The following is a 20,679-nucleotide window of genomic DNA, read 5'->3' as shown; positions in this document are numbered from 1 at the left end:
GTACTTAAATTGTGATAAAATGGAAAGAAAACGTTTTTATATATTAACGCCAGTTGCCAATGATGGTAAGTGACGTATAATAAATAATAGTTAAACGAGGGGGACAAAAAACAATGAAAAAATTAGCATCAATTCTACTTACGACAACATTGGTGGCAAGCGTAATGTGTACACCAGTATTTGCCAAAGCAGGAAAGACGGTAATATTTAACGGAGGTGTAACAAGTGCAGTAAATATTTTCAAGCCAGAACTGGGAGTGTATGGTACAACTCAAATGGAGTTAACAAACATAGACTCTCAAGCAAATGTTAAAATGGATACTAAGGAGCTTATGACATATCTTGATGACGACGGAATAATAGATAAAATTATATATACTGATGATGAAGACAAGAGTCATTCAATCAGCAGTATTGTAAAAGATCTAAATAAGTATTGGGATGGAGTTCCTGTATATTATGCAAGCAGCATGCCTACTATAACTGCAAAAAAGCCAATGACAGCATTTATGTATTTTTGGAAAGGCGATGATGCCACACAGGCTACATTCATCCCTAAGTATTGGACTTTAAATGGTAATCTATCAACAATGGATACATCAAAAACTTATGACACTATGCCTGCTGGACATTGGTTATTTGCATCTGGTACATCTGTAAAAATAAATAAACCTGGTAAATATCTGTTTGTTTTGCATGATTGTGGAGCAGTAAGTCCAAGTCCATTAAATATTATATGTGTAAATGTTGGAGGAGATTCAAGTACTGTTACAACTGAAAATACTAAAATTAAGGCAAACAATGTAGCAAGATTAGCTGGAGCAGATAGATATAAAACAGCTGTAGCTATAAGCCAAAGTGGTTGGACTCAATCAGATAATGTAATACTGGCTGATGGAAACAATTATCCTGACGCATTAGTTGGATCAAGTTATGCTTATTTAAAAGATGCACCAGTGTTAACAACACCATCAGATAAGCTTAACAGTGATATTAGTAATGAAATAACAAGGCTTAAAGCAAAAACAGTTTATATGTTAGGAAATAAGACTTCGATATCGCAAGGTGTAGAAGATGAGCTAAGTAAGAAATGCAATGTAGTGAGAATATGTGGTACAGACATATTTGATACAGCTGTAAAAGTTGGAGAAGAGATCAGAAAAACAAAGTCATTTGACACAGTAGCAATTTCATCACAAGGTGGATTTGCAGATGCATTAGCAATAGCACCATTCTCAGCAAAGAATACTATGCCAATATTATTTTCAGGCAAAGATAGTTTAAGAAATGATACATTAAAAGCGTTAAAAGATTGGGGTATAAAGAATGTAGTAATTGTAGGAGGAACAGGAGTAATATCAAGTTCAGTTGAAGACAGCTTAAAGAGCATGGGAATTACGGTTACACGTTTAGCTGGACAAGACAGGTATGCTACAGCTCTTGAAATCATAAAACACTTTGCACCAAGTGACGGATACAAAAGTATATCAATAAGTTCAGGAGAAAATTACCCAGATGCCTTAGCAGGAGCAGCCTTAGCAGCAAAAAACAATACACCTTTAGTGCTTGTAAGTAAAGAAAGTGTTAGTGATGCTATGGCACAATATATAAACAAGAATACATTGGACAAGTCCTACATTTTCGGTGGAACAGGAGTTGTGACAGATAAAGTTATAGGTAAATAAAACAGTTTTATTTGCCCTTCTAAGCAACTAAAATATAATTTGATACAAGAAGCCTTCAGAAGCATTTTCAAACTTTCTGAGGGCTTTTTATGAGCTTCATTTAATATAGGAATGTACTCTTAATTTTATATCTGGCTAACTTGATACCTACGCAAAACATGGCAGAGCTTTTAAAGGTTTATTAGACAGATATTTTAAGTAAAAATAAAGGATTCCTAATTGCAAGGTTAAGGAATCCTTTTGCTATAAATTATTCGTTTTTAAAAGTTAGACAATTAGTTTCTGTATATAAATTAACATTATCACCATTAACCTTTATAGAATCTGCATTACATACATTATTGGAATTATGAGTACAAGTGACTACATTACAAGTGATTGAGTTGCAGCTATGTTGAGGATCATTAACGTTATTTGTAAGATGACTATAAACCATGGAATCTAAAAAAGAGGCACAACAGGTTTCAGAATCACTATGAGCACTTTTTCCACCAACGGTTACAACATTAGCATAACAAACTCTTTCATTATTGTGTGAACAATTTATAACATCACAATTAATTCTTGACATAATATATCTCCCTTCTTGCTTGATATATTAAGAAGTTTAACCCAAAATAAGATAAATTATTTAATACTAATACAAATTTTTATTGAATTAAATAACTTTTCAATGAAATAAATAGTTGTTATTTGTATATAAAGCTTAGAATTATTAGTGTTACGAATTATATGATATATCTAAAAAGTGGTAACAATTTTTAGATATATCATATAATAGTAGAATAGGATGTTTTAAAGGAGATGTTTATAATTAATAATAAACCCATTGAATTAAAAACATTGGAAGATAAAAAGAAGATGGCAGAAAAATTTTATTGTAAAGCATATTATTCAATTTACCATGATGAAAAAATTAAATTTTACACAATGGCAATAAATATGAATTCTAAATATATAGATGCCTATTTTAATAGAGGGGAGGTATTTAGAAGTTTAAAAGAATATTCTAAAGCAATAAAGGATTTTATAAGGGTAATAGAATTAAATCCTAAGGACAAAGATGCCTATAACAATATGGCAGTTGCTTATTACGAAAATAGAGAATATGAAAAAGCTTTAGATAGCTATACTAAAGTAATAGAATTAGATCATGAAAATTATAATGCTTATTTTAATAGGGGGTTAACATATAAAGCTCAAAATAAATATCATAAAGCAATAAAAGATTTTTATAAAACAATTGTTTTAAATCCTGAGGATAAAGAAGCTTATTTTAATAGAGGAATTATATATTATAATACTGGAAAATACAATAAAGCAGTTGAAGATTATACTAAAGCAATTGAAATAGATAGTAAATATGAAGATGCTTATAACAATAGAGGAACAGCATTTTATTTAATAGGAAAATATAAAGAAGCCATTGAGGATTATATAAAGGTTATAAAATTAAATCCTAATAGTTCAGAAATATATTATAACATATCGTTAATATGTGCAGAAAAAAATATGTGTAGTATTATATGTGGTGAAAATAAAAAATGTATTATGCTAAATTTCAAAGATAGAATATAACATGTCTTTGAAATTTATAACAAGTGATAATTGGTAGTAATATGATGAAGATTGATAGTATTATATTGAAAAATAAATTATAAAATTTGGATGTATATTTATTTGACTATCAATTTTCATCTGGAAAAAAAGCTTTTAGCAAACTTTTAATATTTTTTTACAGTAAGGTTCAAGATTTAAAGTTATTGTTCCATTTATTAAAGTGTATTCCTTATTATTATCTAGAAGATCTACTAAGTAAGTTCCATAATTAGGAATATTAAATTTAAAAGAGCTAATTTCCTTATCTGATAAGTTTAATACAACTAAAATGGTTTCTTTATTATGAATTCTAGCAAAGACAATTTGTTCATTTTTTATAACAATTTCCTTATATATTCCAAACTTTAATGAAGGAGAAGAAGTTCTTATTTTAGAAAGTTGAGCTATTAAATTAAAAATGTCTTCATTCAATGTTTCATTTGTTATTTCACTTAAGCTGGGCCTTAAAGCTAAATCAGAATTTTTTTCTTTTTTTCCTTTAATACCATATTCACTGCCATAGTATATAGAAGGTATTCCGGGCATTGTAAAAAGCATAGTATATGCAAGATAAATATGATTTGGATTATTTAATATACTTGATATTCTAGTTACGTCATGATTATCAATAAAATTATAAAGATTTAAATTTTTGTATATTCCATGTTCTCCAAACTGTCTATTAAGAGAATAATTTATTTCAAAATAATTTTTATCATTTAAACTTGAATAAATACCTTTATAACATTCATAGTTAGTGATAGAATCTAACATATTTTCATTTGCCCATATATTATAATCACCATGTATTACTTCACCCATTAACCAAAAATCTTCCTTTTTGCTTTTACAATAAAATGAAAGGTCTTTTAGAAAATTTATATCTAAGCAATTGGCAGCATCTAACCTTAAACCATCAATATTAAAAGTTTCTATCCAATAGGATATAGCCTTAAATAAATGCTCTCTTACTTCGGGATTTTTTAAATTTAGTTTTACTAGTTCATAATGTCCTTCCCAGGTATCATATGAAAAATTATCTTTGTAAGGACTTTCTAAGCTAAAATTAATATTGGAAAACCAATTGCAGTATTTTGAGTTTTGTTTATTTTTTATGATGTCTCTAAATGCAAAAAAATTTCTTCCTACATGATTAAATACTCCATCTAGTACTATTCTAATTCCATTTTCATGTAGTAATTTACAAAGATTTTTAAAATCTTCGTTACTCCCTAGTCTTTTATCAATTTTATAATAGTCAGTTGTATCATATCCATGAGTATTAGATTCAAAAACAGGACCTAAATAAACTGCATTTATACCCAAAGATTTCATATGTGGAATCCACTGTTTAATTTTCTCTATTCTATTTACAATTTGAATTTCAGAATTATTTAAAATAGGAGCTTCACAAAATCCTAATGGATATATATGATAAAATATTGATTCATGTACCCAAGATTTCATTTTCAACATTCCTTTCATTGAAATATAAATTATAATAATGCTTACAATTAGCGGTAACTATATAACTTAGATTTATATATTACATATTGATTTATGGAGGAGTATAATATATATTATGCCTATCTATGGTAAAATGGTCAAACTTAAATTATAATTTAAATCAGGATTGTGAATAGTTTAAATGTAAAAGAATATATTCTGTATTAAAGATATTTAATAATTATATTTGAGCGGGGGATGATTTGTTTTGGAATCAAATATTATGTTAATTGTAATACTTATTGCGTCAGTAGTAGGTAAAGCAAATTCTGTAGCAATAGCTACTTGTATTCTTTTAATGATTAAACTTTTAAATATGGAAGAATATATTTTTCCATCTATAGAGAAGAATGGTGTAACTATAGGATTGATATTACTTATAGCTGCTATATTAATTCCCATTGCTAAGGGAACCGTTACATCCAATAATGTAAAAAGTGTATTTACATCATGGATAGGTATAATTGCATTAATCTTATCCTTTTTAACTACCTATTTAAGTGGCCTTGGTTTAAACTATCTTACTGTACAAGGACATGGAGATATTATGCCTGCAATGATTTTAGGATCAGTAGCAGCAGCAGCTTTTTTGGGTGGAGTTCCAGTAGGACCACTGATTACATCAGGAATGCTTGCAGTAATTGCAAAATTAATACACAAATAATGAGGTGGTTATCGTGGATTTGATTATATGTTTTATTGTTACATTTTTACTGTTGATTTTAAGTGTTTACAAAGGAATATTTGTTGCATATCCTTTAATTATAGGTTTAATACTGTTTTTTGCAGCAGCAGTAAAAAGGGGTTACCCTGTTAAGGCTGTTCTAATAATGGCTTATAAAGGAGGAAAAAAATCTGTTTTAGTTATAAAAATATTTGTGCTTATTGGGGCTATTACAGCAGTATGGATGGCTTCAGGCACTGTGTCTGCAATAGTTTATTATGAAATAAAATTATTAAGACCTAATATTTTTATTTTATGTGCATTTTTAATTAGTAGTTTTGTATCATTACTTATAGGAACATCTTTTGGCACTGTAGGTACTGTGGGGATAGCACTTATAGTTATTGCAAGAAGTGGCGGGGTTAATATTGCAGCAACATCAGGAGCTATTATAGCAGGTGCTTATTTTGGAGATAGATGTTCTCCTATGTCTTCTAGTGCAAGCCTTGTTGCCTATATTACAGAAACAGATATCTATGATAATATAAAAAATATGTTTAAGAGCTGTATAGTACCTTTTTTTATTTCTGTTATTTTTTATGCTGTGATATCACAAATATTCCCTTTACATAAATCCAGCAGTGCTATAAATGATGAAATATTAAAAGCATTTAGTGTAAATATAGTTGTTTTACTGCCTGCTTTAGTAATCATTATTTTTTCCTTATTTAAAGTGAATGTAAAAGTTTCAATGCTTATTAGTATAATTACAGCTTTTTTATTGAGTGTTATTGTACAGCATAATACTATTGTAAATTCAATGAAATATATAATTTTAGGATACAGTATGGATAAGACTAATCCTCTTTATTCAATAATAAAAGGTGGGGGAGTTATCTCAATGTTAAAAACATCTTTAGTGGTATTTATATCTTCTGCTTTTTCTGGTATTTTTGAAGAAACTGGAATGTTGAATATCATTGAAAATATAACTTATAAGGCAAATTCAAGATATAAGCTTTTTAGAAATATGGTTATCACAGGAATACTCTCTTCAGCATTTGGATGTAGCCAAGCTATTGCAGTTATATTAACGCATATGTTGAATAAAAAAGCTTATGAAAAAAATAAAATGAATAATGAAGCTTTAGCTGTTGATTTGGAAAATACAGCAATAATTATTTGTGCTTTAATACCATGGAATATTGCATTACTTCTTCCAATAGTGAATTTAGGAGCAGATGCTTCATGTACACCATATTTATTTTATTTATATATCTTGCCTATTTTTAATTTACTGTTTTTAAAATTTAAATCAAAACAAAAGTATTTCTTTTGCAAACATTACACTTAGTTTAAACAAAGTTTCAATTAACATAAGAAAAATTATCTAACAAATGGAGGTAAAAATGAATAAGAAAAAAATCATAATATTATTGGTAATAATAATTATAATTGGTGTTGCATTTCATGTTATTATGACTAATCCAGATTCCAGAGGATTAGTTAACAAAAATATAAATAAAATTGAGGGAAAAACGCTAAATGAAAAATTTGAAACAAAAATTAAATCAGGTAATCTAGCTACAGATTATAAAATAGATGAGGCTGTAAGTGATGTAGATAAATTTAAGTTAAATACTTTAAATGTTCCTGTTGTTGTAAACATAAAAGATTTGTCATCTAGTGATATGACAGTGGATAAAGCTAGTGAAGAGAAGGCAAAAAATTTGATAAAGAAACTAAAAGGAAAGAAGATAAACATAATATTAGAACCTTATCCATGGATAGATAATGGAAGTAAATATGAAACGGCTTGGAAGCCTAATGATTTAAATACTTTTTTTTGGAATTGGAAAAGTAAGGTATTAAAAACTTTAATTGATGACATTGCAGTACCATATCATGTAGATGCATTAAATATAGGTTCAAGCTTTGTAAATATGGAATTTGCAGAAGGTTATTGGTGTGACACTATAGATTATGTTAGAAAATATTATAAAGGATTAGTAACTTATAGAATGGGTTGGTGGTATACAGCTAAGTGGAAGCCAGATACAATTACTGCTTATGAAAACAAATTAAATAATAAAATGTTTTCAAAGCTGGATTTTATTTCTATTGCAGCTTACTTTGAACTTACAAATAGCAGTACTAATACTGCAGAAAATATATTTAGTGCTATAGAGAGTACACAAATATATGATAGAAAGCAGAATATAAAGCAAGAAATAAAAAACTTCCATGATAAGTGGAATAAACCTATTTTCTTTGGAGAATTAGGATTTCCAAAAACTAATGATGCTTCTGTACATCCATGGAATCCATATCAAAATGATATAACCAATAATGTAGAGCAAGCTAATTGCTTTGAAGGCTATAGAAGAGCATTTGAAAAAGAATCCTGGTTCTTAGGATTTTCCATATTTGCAATAGGAGAAAATAGTACAGATAAAAGATATTATCCTAGCGAAGAAAGTACAAAAGTTATTAACAATTGGTATCAAGACAGTAAAAAATAATATTATGGAAAGGACAAATCAAGTTATAATATGATTTGTCCTTTTGTTTAAGAATTTAATGTTTTTTTGGAGGTTTGTTTAAATGAAATGTTTTTAGAATTTCTTCTACTTTACCATATAATAAAATATTATCTCCTTTTTCTAGTACATAATCTCTCTTAGGAAAACCTATAAATTGATTACCTTTATCTATATTTAAAATTATCATATTTCTGGGTTTTAAATTAGAATCTTTTAATGCAACACCAACTAATCCGCTATTTTCATCTATGACAATGTTATATACACCATAACCTTTAGCTCTAGTAACAAGCTTGTACATTTTAGTTGGAGATTTATATTTTGAATATTTTTTTAATATTATTTTTTCTATAAGGTTGTCCAAATAGCCTATAAGTAGTTTTTCTCTTAAAATTAACCACATAAATATGAAAAATATTATCAGTATGGGAAGATTTTTTATAGACATAGAATGTTTAATTATATCTACTAAAAAAGATATACCAGTAAGAAAGCCTACATATCCTAAAATCATAAGTATTTGTGCTAATCTTCTTCTAGTTGGATGTTGGGTTATGAGTTCAGCTTCTTTTGTTGTAAATCCGGATCCTGTAAGTAAAGATATAACTTGAAATCTTGACTTTTCTTCAGACAAACCTGTAAGTTTAAAAAAAACAGTAATTATTTCTACTATTAGTAAGAAGAGTATTATAGATAGTAAAAAGTATAATAGCATATTGTGACCTGCCTTTCATTATAGTTATTATAGATATATTTATTCCACCTCTTTTGAAATATTCCTTTTTAATATTTATATAAAAGATAAGTTGATTGAAAAAAGTTAATACTTTATTAATACTTTATTAAGTAATATTTAATACCGTTTATTAAAATATTATGATATAATATATCATATAGTAAGAATATATTATTTAAAAGATAGTAAATTAAAAAATATCAAAAATGAAAAGAGGTTTGTTAATTATGGATTTTGTAAATAAAAATTTTTCAGGAATGTTTAAAATAGCAATTGGGATAATAGTGTTTGTTTTATTTATTAGAATTTTACCTTGGGTAGCGTTGATTGGTCTTGTTTTATGGGCATTTAGTAAAGTAATTAAAAAAATTAAAAGTTGGAAAAATCAAAAGAACATAAAGGAAGAAACGTTTGAGAGAAATAGTACAATATATGATGAAAAGGATGAATTTGACCTTTCTGAAAAGAAAATTGTGGATGTAGATTATAAGGAAGTATAGTACACTAAATTTAAGTGTTACATTGCAAAATTTTGAAAATTCATGTATTATAGGTTTAAGAATATTACATAAATCTAAAATATAAATTTTCATTGTTAGGTGGGGATAAAATGATAAAGACAGCCATAATTACTGTAAGTGATAAAGGATCTAGAGGAGAAAGAGAGGATGGAACGGGAGAAGCATTAAAGAATATGTTAGATCCAAATTATTATAGTATAGACTACTATAAAATTATACCCGATGAATTGGACAAAATAGTAGAAGAATTAGTATATCTTTCTGATGATTTAAAAGTAAATTTAGTACTAACTAATGGAGGCACAGGTTTTTCAAAAAGAGATGTGACCCCTGAGGCTACAATGAAAGTGATAAAAAAATATGTACCTGGCATAGGAGAGGTTATGAGAAGTGAATCATTAAAAGTAACTCCTAAAGCTGCGCTTTCAAGAGCAATTGCAGGTATAAGAAACGATACTCTAATTATTAATTTGCCTGGCAGCCCTAAGGGAGCAGTGGAAAATTTGCAAGCAGTACTACCTGCACTTCCACATGGAATAGATATATTGACAGGTAAGGCTTCAGAGTGTGCAAGATAGTATAAAAAAAGGAGGAAGAACATGGAACTTACACATATAAACGATGAAGGAAGAGCTAAAATGGTTGATGTAAGTGAAAAAAATGATACCGAAAGAGAAGCAATAGCAAAAGGTTCCATATATATGAAAGAGGAAACTCTTAAAAGAATTAATGATGGTGGAATAAAAAAAGGTGATGTACTTTCAGTGGCACAGGTTGGTGCTATAATGGGAGCTAAAAATACGTCACATATTATTCCAATGTGTCATCCAATTATGATATCAGGATGTGACATTAGATTTAATTTAGATTTTGAAAATTTGAAGATAGATATTGAAGCAGTAGCTAGAACTGTAGGAAAAACCGGAATTGAAATGGAAGCTCTTACTGCAGTTTCAGTGGCTGCACTTACCATTTATGATATGTGTAAAGCCATAGATAGAGGAATGGTAATATCAGATATTATGCTCATGCGAAAAAGTGGAGGGAAATCGGGAGTATTTCAACGCTAATTTTCAAATTATATATCAGGAGGAATGAAGAAATGGCTAAAGTTGTTGCTGTAAATATAAGTGAAGTTAAGGGAGTTATAAAAAAACCTATAGAAAGAGGTTATTTTAAAGAAAATCATGGATTAGAGGGAGATGCTCATGCTGGGGACTGGCATAGGCAGGTTAGTTTACTTTCGAAGGAAAGTATTGATAAAATGAAAGCTATGGGAGTAGAAGGATTAAGTAGTGGTAAATTTGCAGAAAATATAACTACAGAAGGTATAACTTTATATGAACTTCCAATTGGAACTAAGCTTAAAATAGGTGAAACTTTAATGGAAGTGACTCAAATAGGAAAAGAATGCCATAAAGGATGTGCTATACGTAGTCAGGTAGGCGATTGTATTATGCCAAGGGAAGGTATATTTACAAAAGTTTTAAAAGGTGGTTATATAAAATCAGGAGATACAATAGAAAGAGTTTAAGATAATTAAAATAATCCTTTAATAGGTTAACATACTATTAAAGGATTTATTTATATAAAAAAGTATTCAGAAAGTAGTAATTTTTTTTGGGGGATCTTAAAAATCAAAAATTAATGGATGTGGGGTACAACTACTTTCTGAATATAATGGATTAAATATATTATATACCATTTAATAATAAATATCAATAGATATTTATTATTAAATGGTAAAAATTAAAAATAAAGCTATCTTTAATTAGTTCGATAATTATAATATATGATTAAGAATTGGAGGAAATAGTAAGTATGAGATACATTCCAGTACTATGCCTTAAGGAAGGTATGAAGCTTGGCAAAAACATATATTCTACTGAAGGTGTTGTACTTTTAGCCGAAGATGTAATTTTAACTGAGGAATATATAGCTAGTCTTATAAAAATAGGTGTTAATGGTGTTTATATAGATGATAATATATCTTCTGACATAGTAGTACAAAATATAATTTCAGATGAACTTAGAATTGAAGCAATTAAATCCATTAAAAGTATATATAACAATTCCCGTAATATAGGAAGAACAATAAATATGGTTGAAAATATAGCTAAAAGTATTATGTTTGAAATTTTACGCAACAAAAATATAATGATAAATATGATAGATATTAAAACTTTTGATGATTATATGTACACTCATTGTTTAAATGTAGGTGTGCTAGCAGCAGTGGTTGGAGTAGGACTTAATTTAGATAGTAAGAAAATAGAAAAGTTAACAGCGGCAGGATTATTACATGATATTGGTAAAGTGTTTATAGCTAAAGATGTGCTGAATAAGACTGAAAAATTAACACAAGAAGAAGAAAAGTTAGTTGAAAGCCATGCTGAACTTGGATATAGATACATAAAGCAATATTATACTATACCTGTTACATCTTATGTAGGTGTGCTTCAGCATCATGAAAGATTTGATGGAAAAGGCTATCCTGATGGTAAAAAAGGAGAGGAGATATCACAGTTTGGAAGAATTATATGTCTTTGTGATGCCTATGATAAGTTAGTTACAGAAGCACCTACAAGAAAGGCATGTATACCTTCAGAAGCCATAGAATACATAATGGCTAATAATGGACAAATGTTTGATCCAAAGTTAGTAAAAGTATTTCTTAGAAGGGTGGCACCATATCCTATAGGATCAATTTTAAGATTGAGCAATGGAGAAAAGGTTATTGTAATAGAAAATAATGAAGAATGTTCTATTCGTCCTAAAGTTAGAAATGTAGAAACTCAAGAAGTATATGATTTAACTTATGATTGGAATTTAAGAAATGTAACCATTGTTGCTGTAGAAGATATGTAATGGAAATTGTGAAATTAATTTTATATAAAAATTATGAAATAAGGAAATAATAAAAATGTACCTAAAAAATAGATTTTTAAAATGATCTACTTTAAGGTACATTTTATTATATTTAGTTTCATAGCTTTTATTTTGTAATAATTTTAGAATAATATGATGAGCTAATCATTTACTTTTACATCAAGTAAGTCCAATATGAACATTACAAGTGGAATACCTATAAGTAATCCCCATACTCCCATAAAATGTTCTGAAGCTATAAGTATTATAAAAGTAAAGAATATAGGCAATTCAATTTTAGCTGACATCAATTTAGGGTTTAAAACATAACTTTCAAGTGAATGAACTACTGCTACCATAATTAACACATATAAAACCTTAGTAAATCCACCTATTTTAAATGCAATTAATGAAAGTGGTATAAGTGAAATTATAACTCCTGCTACTGGAACTAAACTTAATATAAATATCATAAATCCCAATGAAATTAATTGAGGGAATTTTAATATAGAAAGCATAATAACAGAAATTATGGTATTTGCAAAAGCTATTACAATTTGAGCTTGTATTACCTTACCAAAGGAATTTAAAAAGTTATTTCCAAAAAAGCTAAAGTATTTAAACATAACACTTACTTTGCTTGTTTTAAACTTTTCTAAGAAAGTAATAATTTTATTCTTTTCTAGCATAAAGAATAAGCTTAACATTATAGCAAGGAATACATTAGCACTCCATTTTCCAATATTGGCAGCTAGCTGAACTGTAATATCAAAACCTGATTTTACATACTTTTGTAAGTCAATTTGTTGAAATGCACTTACTAAGTATTTTTGAATAATGTCTGAATTAGAATTAGTATTAAAATCAAATATAGGCTGATTTAACAGAGATTTAGTTTCAGTAATAAGTAAAGGTATATAATTTACTATTATTAAAACTATAGAAGTAAATAATAAAGTGTACAAAAGAATTGTAATAAGTTTTTCTCTTACAGGAGTAATTTTTTTTAATTGCCTTACAATTACACCTTGCAAACTATTCATTAAGTAAGTAAATAGAAAAGTTAGCAATAGCATATTTAATAAAGATTTCACCAAATACAAAATTATTATTAAAACAACAAAAAATAGAAATCTCTTAGTAGATTCTTTTGAAAAAAATTCTTTTAAAAAGTCCATAAAAAGTCTCCTTAGATTAAAGTTTTAGTTTTTCTTCCTGTATATTCTAATATAATGTTATTTTTAAAAAATTACAATATATAATTTGTAATTTTAAAGAAAAATATAGCGCCCATATTGTATAAGTAATATACTTAAAATACAATATTTGATATGAATATTATATTTTAACATTAATATAAGATGAATGCATATGAACATTGATATTCCACTATTGATATATATTAACAATATGATATATAATATACTTGATAACAAGGGAGGCGGCTAATTATAATGACTAAAATTGCGTTAGTTACAGATAGTACATCTGATTTAGATAAAGATATAATTAATAAGTACAATATAAAAGTATTACCATTAAGGATAGTTTATAAGGATAAAGAATATATAGATAGGGTAAATATAACACCTAAAGAAGTTTATGATAATTTAGAAAAAGAAATTCCTCATACATCATTACCATCTATGCAGGATATGGAAAAGCTTTTTGAACAATTAGAAACTGAAGGATATACACATGCTATTATAGTACCTATTTCTTCAGGGTTATCAGGTACATACAGCACATTAAAGTTAGTAAGTGAAAACTATCCTAATATTATAACTACAGTTTTTGACTCCAAGTCTTTAACTTTAGGTGCAGGAGCTATATTGATAAAGTGTGGTGAACTTTTAGAAAGTGGTAAAACTTATGAAGAAATAGTGGAAGTTTTGCCTAAAATAAGAGACAGTATATCTGTATTTTATGCTGTTGATACATTAAAGTATCTTATTGTTGGAGGAAGAATAGGTAAGGTTTCAGGTACTGTAGGTGAACTTTTAAATATAAAACCAATAATATCAATAGATTCTTCTGGAATATACTATACTTATGCAAAAGTTAGAGGAAGCAAAAAGGCTTTAAATAAGTTGATGGATATTGTAAAAGACATATTAGTTTCTTCGAAATGCAGAATTTGGGTTATGCATGGTGGTGCTGAAAATGAATGTAAAAAAATGTATGAAGCTTTTAAATCATTACCTAACATAACTTTTCTTGGTATGGGAGATATAAGTCCTGTAGCAGGAGTACATACAGGACCAGGACTTTTAGGACTTGTAATAATGAGAGAATTGGATTTTTGAGTAGGAGTATATAAAAATAGCCAGTTAGCGTAGTTTTATGCTTGACTTGCTATTTTTTATATATGCATAGAATGTTAAAACATATTGTGTTAGTATATACTATTTTACAGAGTAAACAAATTATTGATTTATTACTTAAATGATGATAACATTGTGGAAAAATTGGAAATAAGTTTAACGAAAGGATGAAACATTTATGAGAAATATGTTACTTAAAAATAAAGATGGATTAACTGAAAAGGAGTTTTTAGAAGGTTATAAACCAGGAAATTATGAAAAGCCATCTAATACTGTTGATATGCTGCTTTTTACAATGGATGATAAATTAGTAGATGATGATGTAAAAAAATCATCTGAAAAAGAGCTTAAAATTCTTCTAATAAAAAGAGGAAATCATCCTTATATGGAGTGTTTTGCAATCCCAGGTGGTTTTGTAAATATAGATGAAGCTTTAAATGAAGCAGCTTACAGAGAATTAAAAGAAGAAACAAGTGTAGAAAATATATATTTGGAACAGCTGTACACTTGGGGGGATGATATAAAAAGAGATCCCAGAATGAGAGTTATATCAATATCTTATATGGCCTTAGTAGATAAAAATAGTATAAAGCCTAAGGCTGGAGATGATGCCAGTGATGTAAAATGGTTTTCTGTAAAAAAAGAATTTATATTTTCCATTAAAGAAAAAGATGAAAAAAAGGATATATATAATTTAATATTAACATCTGATGATGAAGAAAATAAAATAGTATATAAGGTTACTGAAAAATATATTAAAAATGGTATTATGCCTAACAAGAAGTCAGAATATGAGCCTTTAAGTTTTAGTAAGGAAGAATTGGCTTTTGATCATGTGAAAATTATAGATGCTGCACTAGAAAGTTTGAAAAATAAAATAGAATATACACCCATAGCTTTTTTGTTTTTGCCAAAACGTTTTACATTAACAGAACTTCAGAAGATTTATGAAGTTATTTTAAACAGGACTTTACTTAAGAAAAGTTTTACAAAGAAGATTTTACCTATGGTAAAACCTAATAGGAAAGGAAATTTAATAAATAAAATGGTTTATGTAATGATATTATTTTTTCTAAAGCAATAGAGAATGTTAATGAAAAACAGTCTCTATTGCTTTAGAGAAGAAATATTGTGTTTTAATTTTTAACTAAAAAGTAGGCAAATTGTCTAAGTCATTTTCCTGGCTACTGTTAGAAGAAGATGCTATAACATCATTTCCATTTCTATTTTTTCTTACAACGACAGAGTCTATTCGTCCTAATTTTGCCAAGGCTACAGCTTTGTTTACGGCCATTTCAGTACCATCATCAGTTATTACATTTGTTATGTCACCATCAGCATTTTTTCTAACTTTAGTTATCTTCATGAAAAATTCAACTCCTATCTATAATATAGCTACAAACTATATTATATGCAGTTTACATTTCATTATTAAAATCTATTATATATCTGTTGTCGGAAATATTAAATTAATCATATCTTAATGGCTTACATTAATTTCTCAATACAGTATACAAAATAATTCTACTAAATGAGTGAAGTTGCTTTAAGCATATAAATTCCTGCAAAAATTGTAAACATTGAAAAAAATGTCGTTAGAAGTACTACATCGCCTGTAAGTTCATAGTCAGAGTTCATTTCCTTTGCCATGACATATGAAGAAACTGCAGATGGTGCAGAGAATAGAATAAAAATAGCACCTAATTCATATCCTCTAAAGCCTACAAGTATTGCAAGAATAATAATTATACCTGGTAACAGTATAAGTCTTCCTATTGTAGCTATTATGGAATATTTTAAATTTTTAAGTGCACTGTCAAATTTAAATTGTGCACCTAAAGTTACTAATGCTAGAGGTGTTCCTAAAGAAGCCACATCAGACACTGCCCTGTCAATAAATATAGGCAATTTAATAGAAGAAACTTGAAATATAATTCCTAAGAAAGAAGCTATAATAAGTGGATTTTTTATTACACCTATTGCAGTGGCCTTAATTTTGTCTATGGTGTTTTTATTTTCATTTTCACCAAAGGCACAAAGAATTAGTACAGCAAAAAAATTATATGTAGGTATTGTTATAGGTAGCAAAATCGCTATAGAAGCTATATGACCTTGTCCAAACATATTTATTCCTAGAGGAATACCAAGAAGTACAAAGTTACTTCTATATATAGTATGTATCATAGCAGAAATTCTTTTTTTATCTTTAATAAACATAGGAACTATTAACCAAAGTGCTGCGATAGAAATAATTATGCATAAAAATACAAATAAAATAAGCTTTATATTAAATACGTTGCTGAACTTGGCAGTATATATGTTTTTAAAAAGAAGAGTTGCTAGTCCCACTCTAAAATTAAATTTAATTGCCATATTCACAAAAGAATCATCTATCATATTAATTTTCCTTAGAAAATAGCCTAAGAAAACTACTAAAAAAATAGGCATAATAACATTAAAACTGAAAATTAAATTATTCATTTGTAATCCTTCTTTCTAAGTATATAGTTATTTTATTATCCTACTACATAAATTGATTGCATGTCAAAGTTTAATATTCTTGTAGGAGAAAACTATGAAAAAGATGCAATATATATTAATGATTTAGTTAGAGAATTAAGTTCAACTTCGGAAGAACTTTTAGCATCCATAAAAATTGTTTCAGAATCAATTGATAGAATATCAAAATCAAGTAATGATGGGTCAGAAGGTACAAATGATATTGCTGATAAATTGTCACAAATAAAAGATAGGGCAAGTCAAGTGAGAAATGAAGCATATAATGTAAAACAGAGTGCAGAGAACTTAAAAGATTTTGCTTCAAAATTTAAAGTTTAATTAATCTTAAATCATATTATTTATAAAGTAGACATGGTAAAAATCTGTGCCTATTTTATTTTGAAAGTTTTCAAATATTAATTTATATAATATTCTTTAAAGCTTAAATAATGTATCTTGTATGTTGAATAATGCATTTTAAAAGAAATGTATAGTTAAAATTTATGAAATGTAATAAAATAGAATCATAAATTTTAAATAATGTTTTATAGAAAATTCATTATAATAATATGATTTAACAAAGTTTAAATTGTATAAAATGAGGTTTTAGTATGGAAATGGATTTAATTTGTTCGGAAAATCTTAGGAGAATTATAGAAGAAATTCTTAGTAATAGAAAAATAACAATTAGTAAGGATTCTAAAGTATGCATAATTGAAAGAGGATTTGAATTAGAGAAAGGCAAAATAGGAATATATTTTGATATGGAATCAATAAATGTTTTGATGGACTATTTGGATTATATGAACTCAAATAAAGAAGATTTTAAAAATGTAATAACAGGAAAATGTGATGATGATGAGCTTAAAGTATTAACTTATGATGATATTTACTATTTTGAAGCTATGGGAAATGATGTTTTTTGCAGGACAGAGAATAAAAAATATAAGGTTAAAGAAAAGCTTTATGAGCTGGAAGAAAGATTACAAAGTAAGGGTTTTATAAGGATAAGCAAGTGCTTTATTGTAAATATAGTTAAAGTAGATCGTATTATTTCGTGGTTTAACAGCAAACTTATATTAAAAATAATAGACATAAATGAAGAAATTTATGTTACAAGAAAATATTTAACTGAATTTAAAAAATTTCTTGGGTTTTGAGGTGTTTTAGTTATGAAAGAAAATTTAAAGGATTTCTTATTTAATTTATTTGTATCTTCTCTTATCGGATTATTTGTTGGTATGCTTGAAGTAACTATTACAAATATGAGTAGTATGGTAGTAGCTACATTAATTACTGATTCTTTGATTGGTGCCTTTATTGGAACAATATCAATGTTCACTTTTATATACATATTTGAGATGAAAGAAATGGATATAAAAATAGCATTTATAGCAGTGTTTATGATAATAGGAATTATTTCTAGCACACCATCTATTTATTTATATTTTATTCAAAATATTAATATTTCTATAGTAAGACTAATGTCAATTGTAATATCAGCAGAATTTCTTGGTATGAGCCTTTGCTATTATTCTTATAAAAAATGTTTAGAACTTAATTCAAAACTAGTAAATAAGAAAAAACAGTTTTCGCAAAAGTAAGGCTGTGGCGTTGTCCACAGTCTTTATATTTAAGTAAGCATTTTTAAAAAGTTTTTCATGGTATTGGACATATAACTATTATTTAACCAAACTAAAAAGGTTTCAGTTACTAAATTGGGATTAGTAATTTCTTTATATGTCAAATTTATATTTGGAATAAGATTTACAGTAGATTTAGGAACTATAGCTATTCCCATACCTGTAGTAGCCCAGGTTAGCATAGATCTTACATCATCAGTTTCACAAAATATATTTGGAGTGAAATTAAGTCCGCTGCAAGCATCAACTATCATGGATTTAAATCTAACATGTATTATCAAAGGTAAATTTTTAAGCTCAATTAAGCTAATCTTTTTTTTCTTTGTTGAAGACAAGAAATTACTATGTATTGCGGCCAGCATATGTTCTTTGGATAAAGATTTGTATTTAAGATTTTTAGAATCAAAAGGACACCTAATAATTCCTATTTGTATAATTCCATTATTTAAAAGATCTAATATTCTAGTACTGTTTCCTTCTCTTATTTGAAAATTTACTTTCGGATAGAGTTTATGAAAGTCATTTATCTTTTCAGGTAGGATTGAAGCTGTAGAAGCAATGGTTCCAATAGCTAAAGTTCCCTCAATGCCTTTGTTAAAATCTTTTAATTCTTTAAGCGTAGTTTCAACTAATTCAACAATTTTTTCGCTGCGATTATATAAGAATTTCCCTGCATCTGTTAATTGAGATTTTCTAGTAGTCCTTTCAATTAATTTTATACCAATTTCATTTTCAAGCATTTTCAATTGATAGCTTAGAGGAGGTTGAGCTATATGAAGCTTTTTAGATGCATTAGTTAAAGTGCCTTCTCTGGCAATGGTTAAAAAATATTTAAGCTGCTTAATATCCATATTAGTAATCCTTTCTATAATATATATAATTTGTATATATATATTATATATTATAAGTATTTTTTTTATAAGTAGTATTTTGCTATACTAAAATAGTAAACATAAATAATTAAGTATTAAAAATATTTAGAAAAAAGTTTGATGTTTTTATGAAAACAATATTTTATGTAGGGGGTAATTTTTGTGAAACAGGGATATGTTAGTATTATTTTAGCAACAATTTTATTTAGTAGTATGGAGGTAGCATTAAAGTTAGTTTCAGGTCAATTTAATCCAATACAGTTAACTTTTTTAAGATTTTTAATAGGAGCAGTTATACTTCTTCCAGCAGCTTTAAAAGGTTTAAAAGATAGAGAAATTTCATTAAAAAAAGATGACTTTAAAGTATTTGCACTTTTAGGATTTATATGTGTTGTAGTAAGTATGACTTTTTATCAATTAGCTATTTTATATAGTAAAGCATCTATTGTTGCAATATTATTTAGTTGTAATCCAATATTTGTAATACTTTTTGCTTATTTTATGCTTAGTGAGAAAATATACAAAACTACAATTGCATCATTAGTTATAAGCATTATAGCAATTATAACTATTATGAATCCATTTCATATGACTAATAATATGTATGGCATTTTGTTTACTATTTTAGCTGCTGTTACTTTTGCTTTATATGGTGTAATTGGAAAGAAATATAGTAAGAAGTATGGTGGTGTTGTGCAAACTTGTTTTTGCTTTCTTATGGGAAGTGCTGAAATGTTTTTGATCATACTAATAAGTAAAATAAGTTTTGTAGCACAAATAATCCAGCAGTCTAAATTTAAGGTTTTCTCGGATATACCAATTTTAAAGGGAATTACATTATCTAGTATACCTGGATTGATTTTTGTAGGAGTGTTTGTAACTGGGTTAGGTTATACTTTTTATTTGTTAGCAATGGAGAAAACGTCTGCAGCTACTGCTTCTTTAGTGTTTTATATAAAACCTGCATTAGCACCAATACTGGCTTTAATCATTTTAAGAGAGGTTATTAATTTAAATACAATTGTAGGAATTGTTTTAATTGTCATAAGTTCATCTATAACGTTTATATCTAATAAGAAGCGAACAGGATTAGAAACTGCCAAAGTAAAAGAAGAATTAGTATAAAATTTTAAAAGCTATTTATAAAATAAAAGAGATTGTTATTTTAATTATAACAGTCTCTTTTAAATGTCATATGATATAATTTACTTACATGGTA

Annotated in this window: 23 protein-coding genes; 16 read left to right on the top strand and 7 right to left on the bottom strand. The window is 27.2% G+C overall.

Going from position 1 to position 20,679, the window contains the following annotated elements:
• The first annotated feature begins 113 nt into the window (after positions 1-113).
• Positions 114-1,685 carry a cell wall-binding repeat-containing protein gene (locus Ccar_RS07800; RefSeq protein WP_007061582.1) on the top strand — a complete coding sequence of 524 codons (1,572 nt, stop codon included), beginning with the start codon at positions 114-116 and terminating at the stop codon, positions 1,683-1,685.
• A 250-nt stretch (positions 1,686-1,935) separates the two neighbouring features.
• Here the strand turns inward: Ccar_RS07800 and Ccar_RS07795 are convergent, their stop codons facing one another.
• A complete protein-coding gene (locus Ccar_RS07795) occupies positions 1,936-2,256 on the bottom strand; it encodes a DUF1540 domain-containing protein (RefSeq protein ID WP_007061583.1) in 321 nt (106 codons plus the stop codon).
• Between the two features lie 233 nt (positions 2,257-2,489).
• On the opposite strand from Ccar_RS07795, the gene Ccar_RS07790 reads away from it, so the two are divergent.
• Positions 2,490-3,263: a tetratricopeptide repeat protein gene (locus tag Ccar_RS07790; RefSeq protein WP_007061584.1), complete on the top strand. Its 774-nt coding sequence runs from the start codon at positions 2,490-2,492 to the stop codon at positions 3,261-3,263.
• A 135-nt stretch (positions 3,264-3,398) separates the two neighbouring features.
• Here Ccar_RS07790 and Ccar_RS07785 read toward each other — a convergent pair whose 3' ends face one another.
• Positions 3,399-4,751 carry an alpha-amylase family glycosyl hydrolase gene (locus tag Ccar_RS07785; protein WP_007061585.1) on the bottom strand — a complete coding sequence of 451 codons (1,353 nt, stop codon included), beginning with the start codon at positions 4,749-4,751 and terminating at the stop codon, positions 3,399-3,401.
• Between the two features lie 247 nt (positions 4,752-4,998).
• On the opposite strand from Ccar_RS07785, the gene Ccar_RS07780 reads away from it, so the two are divergent.
• Genes Ccar_RS07780 through Ccar_RS07770 form a run of 3 tightly spaced genes read left to right on the top strand, consistent with a single transcriptional unit; the run spans position 4,999 to position 7,976 of the window.
• Positions 4,999-5,454, top strand: a complete 456-nt coding sequence (locus Ccar_RS07780) for a DUF441 domain-containing protein (RefSeq protein ID WP_007061586.1) — start codon at positions 4,999-5,001, stop codon at positions 5,452-5,454.
• 13 nt (positions 5,455-5,467) lie between these two features.
• Positions 5,468-6,808 (top strand): Na+/H+ antiporter NhaC family protein, encoded by a 1,341-nt coding sequence (locus Ccar_RS07775; RefSeq protein WP_007061587.1) that lies wholly within the window; start codon positions 5,468-5,470, stop codon positions 6,806-6,808.
• 55 nt (positions 6,809-6,863) lie between these two features.
• Positions 6,864-7,976, top strand: a complete 1,113-nt coding sequence (locus tag Ccar_RS07770; protein ID WP_007061588.1) for a glycoside hydrolase family 113 — start codon at positions 6,864-6,866, stop codon at positions 7,974-7,976.
• Between the two features lie 55 nt (positions 7,977-8,031).
• On the opposite strand, the gene Ccar_RS07765 is transcribed toward Ccar_RS07770, so the two are convergent.
• Positions 8,032-8,712 carry a TrkA C-terminal domain-containing protein gene (locus tag Ccar_RS07765; protein ID WP_048030014.1) on the bottom strand — a complete coding sequence of 227 codons (681 nt, stop codon included), beginning with the start codon at positions 8,710-8,712 and terminating at the stop codon, positions 8,032-8,034.
• 248 nt (positions 8,713-8,960) lie between these two features.
• Here Ccar_RS07765 and Ccar_RS07760 point away from each other — a divergent pair, with 248 nt between their 5' ends.
• The 5 genes from Ccar_RS07760 (at position 8,961) to Ccar_RS07740 (ending at position 12,122) form a co-directional block, all read left to right on the top strand.
• A complete protein-coding gene (locus Ccar_RS07760) occupies positions 8,961-9,233 on the top strand; it encodes a hypothetical protein (protein ID WP_007061590.1) in 273 nt (90 codons plus the stop codon).
• 110 nt (positions 9,234-9,343) lie between these two features.
• A complete protein-coding gene (locus Ccar_RS07755; RefSeq protein ID WP_007061591.1) occupies positions 9,344-9,832 on the top strand; it encodes a MogA/MoaB family molybdenum cofactor biosynthesis protein in 489 nt (162 codons plus the stop codon).
• Between the two features lie 21 nt (positions 9,833-9,853).
• Positions 9,854-10,324, top strand: a complete 471-nt coding sequence (gene moaC, locus Ccar_RS07750) for a cyclic pyranopterin monophosphate synthase MoaC (protein ID WP_007061592.1) — start codon at positions 9,854-9,856, stop codon at positions 10,322-10,324.
• Between the two features lie 32 nt (positions 10,325-10,356).
• Entirely contained in the window at positions 10,357-10,788 is a 432-nt protein-coding gene (locus Ccar_RS07745) for an MOSC domain-containing protein (RefSeq protein ID WP_007061593.1), read from the top strand.
• Positions 10,789-11,075: 287 nt separating this feature from the next.
• Positions 11,076-12,122 carry an HD-GYP domain-containing protein gene (locus tag Ccar_RS07740; RefSeq protein ID WP_007061594.1) on the top strand — a complete coding sequence of 349 codons (1,047 nt, stop codon included), beginning with the start codon at positions 11,076-11,078 and terminating at the stop codon, positions 12,120-12,122.
• A gap of 161 nt (positions 12,123-12,283) precedes the next feature.
• Here Ccar_RS07740 and Ccar_RS07735 read toward each other — a convergent pair whose 3' ends face one another.
• Positions 12,284-13,300 carry an AI-2E family transporter gene (locus Ccar_RS07735; protein ID WP_007064706.1) on the bottom strand — a complete coding sequence of 339 codons (1,017 nt, stop codon included), beginning with the start codon at positions 13,298-13,300 and terminating at the stop codon, positions 12,284-12,286.
• A 276-nt stretch (positions 13,301-13,576) separates the two neighbouring features.
• Here Ccar_RS07735 and Ccar_RS07730 point away from each other — a divergent pair, with 276 nt between their 5' ends.
• Together Ccar_RS07730 and Ccar_RS07725 are read left to right on the top strand one after the other, a co-directional pair.
• On the top strand, positions 13,577-14,428 hold the full coding sequence (locus tag Ccar_RS07730; RefSeq protein WP_007061596.1) for a DegV family protein: 852 nt from the start codon (positions 13,577-13,579) through the stop codon (positions 14,426-14,428).
• Positions 14,429-14,624: 196 nt separating this feature from the next.
• A complete protein-coding gene (locus Ccar_RS07725; RefSeq protein ID WP_007064707.1) occupies positions 14,625-15,530 on the top strand; it encodes an NUDIX hydrolase in 906 nt (301 codons plus the stop codon).
• A 63-nt stretch (positions 15,531-15,593) separates the two neighbouring features.
• On the opposite strand, the gene Ccar_RS07720 is transcribed toward Ccar_RS07725, so the two are convergent.
• Positions 15,594-15,812: a DUF3892 domain-containing protein gene (locus tag Ccar_RS07720; protein WP_007061598.1), complete on the bottom strand. Its 219-nt coding sequence runs from the start codon at positions 15,810-15,812 to the stop codon at positions 15,594-15,596.
• 161 nt (positions 15,813-15,973) lie between these two features.
• Positions 15,974-16,927, bottom strand: coding sequence for an AEC family transporter (locus tag Ccar_RS07715; RefSeq protein ID WP_007061599.1), 954 nt, complete (start codon positions 16,925-16,927; stop codon positions 15,974-15,976).
• 60 nt (positions 16,928-16,987) lie between these two features.
• Here Ccar_RS07715 and Ccar_RS07710 point away from each other — a divergent pair, with 60 nt between their 5' ends.
• From Ccar_RS07710 to Ccar_RS07700, 3 genes are all read left to right on the top strand, one after another.
• On the top strand, positions 16,988-17,284 hold the full coding sequence (locus Ccar_RS07710; RefSeq protein ID WP_007061600.1) for a hypothetical protein: 297 nt from the start codon (positions 16,988-16,990) through the stop codon (positions 17,282-17,284).
• 272 nt (positions 17,285-17,556) lie between these two features.
• On the top strand, positions 17,557-18,105 hold the full coding sequence (locus Ccar_RS07705) for a LytTR family DNA-binding domain-containing protein (RefSeq protein ID WP_007061601.1): 549 nt from the start codon (positions 17,557-17,559) through the stop codon (positions 18,103-18,105).
• Between the two features lie 12 nt (positions 18,106-18,117).
• Entirely contained in the window at positions 18,118-18,549 is a 432-nt protein-coding gene (locus Ccar_RS07700) for a hypothetical protein (protein WP_007061602.1), read from the top strand.
• Between the two features lie 29 nt (positions 18,550-18,578).
• Here the strand turns inward: Ccar_RS07700 and Ccar_RS07695 are convergent, their stop codons facing one another.
• Positions 18,579-19,439, bottom strand: coding sequence for a LysR family transcriptional regulator (locus Ccar_RS07695; protein WP_007064708.1), 861 nt, complete (start codon positions 19,437-19,439; stop codon positions 18,579-18,581).
• Positions 19,440-19,622: 183 nt separating this feature from the next.
• Between Ccar_RS07695 and Ccar_RS07690 the strand changes: the two genes are divergently transcribed.
• Positions 19,623-20,585 (top strand): DMT family transporter, encoded by a 963-nt coding sequence (locus tag Ccar_RS07690; RefSeq protein ID WP_007061604.1) that lies wholly within the window; start codon positions 19,623-19,625, stop codon positions 20,583-20,585.
• Positions 20,586-20,679 lie beyond the last annotated feature (94 nt).

Source organism: Clostridium carboxidivorans P7 (genome assembly GCF_001038625.1).
GTDB classification, from domain to species: domain Bacteria; phylum Bacillota; class Clostridia; order Clostridiales; family Clostridiaceae; genus Clostridium_AM; species Clostridium_AM carboxidivorans.
Note: the sequence above shows the minus strand (reverse complement) of the source record. Positions and strands in the feature narration are given on the sequence as shown.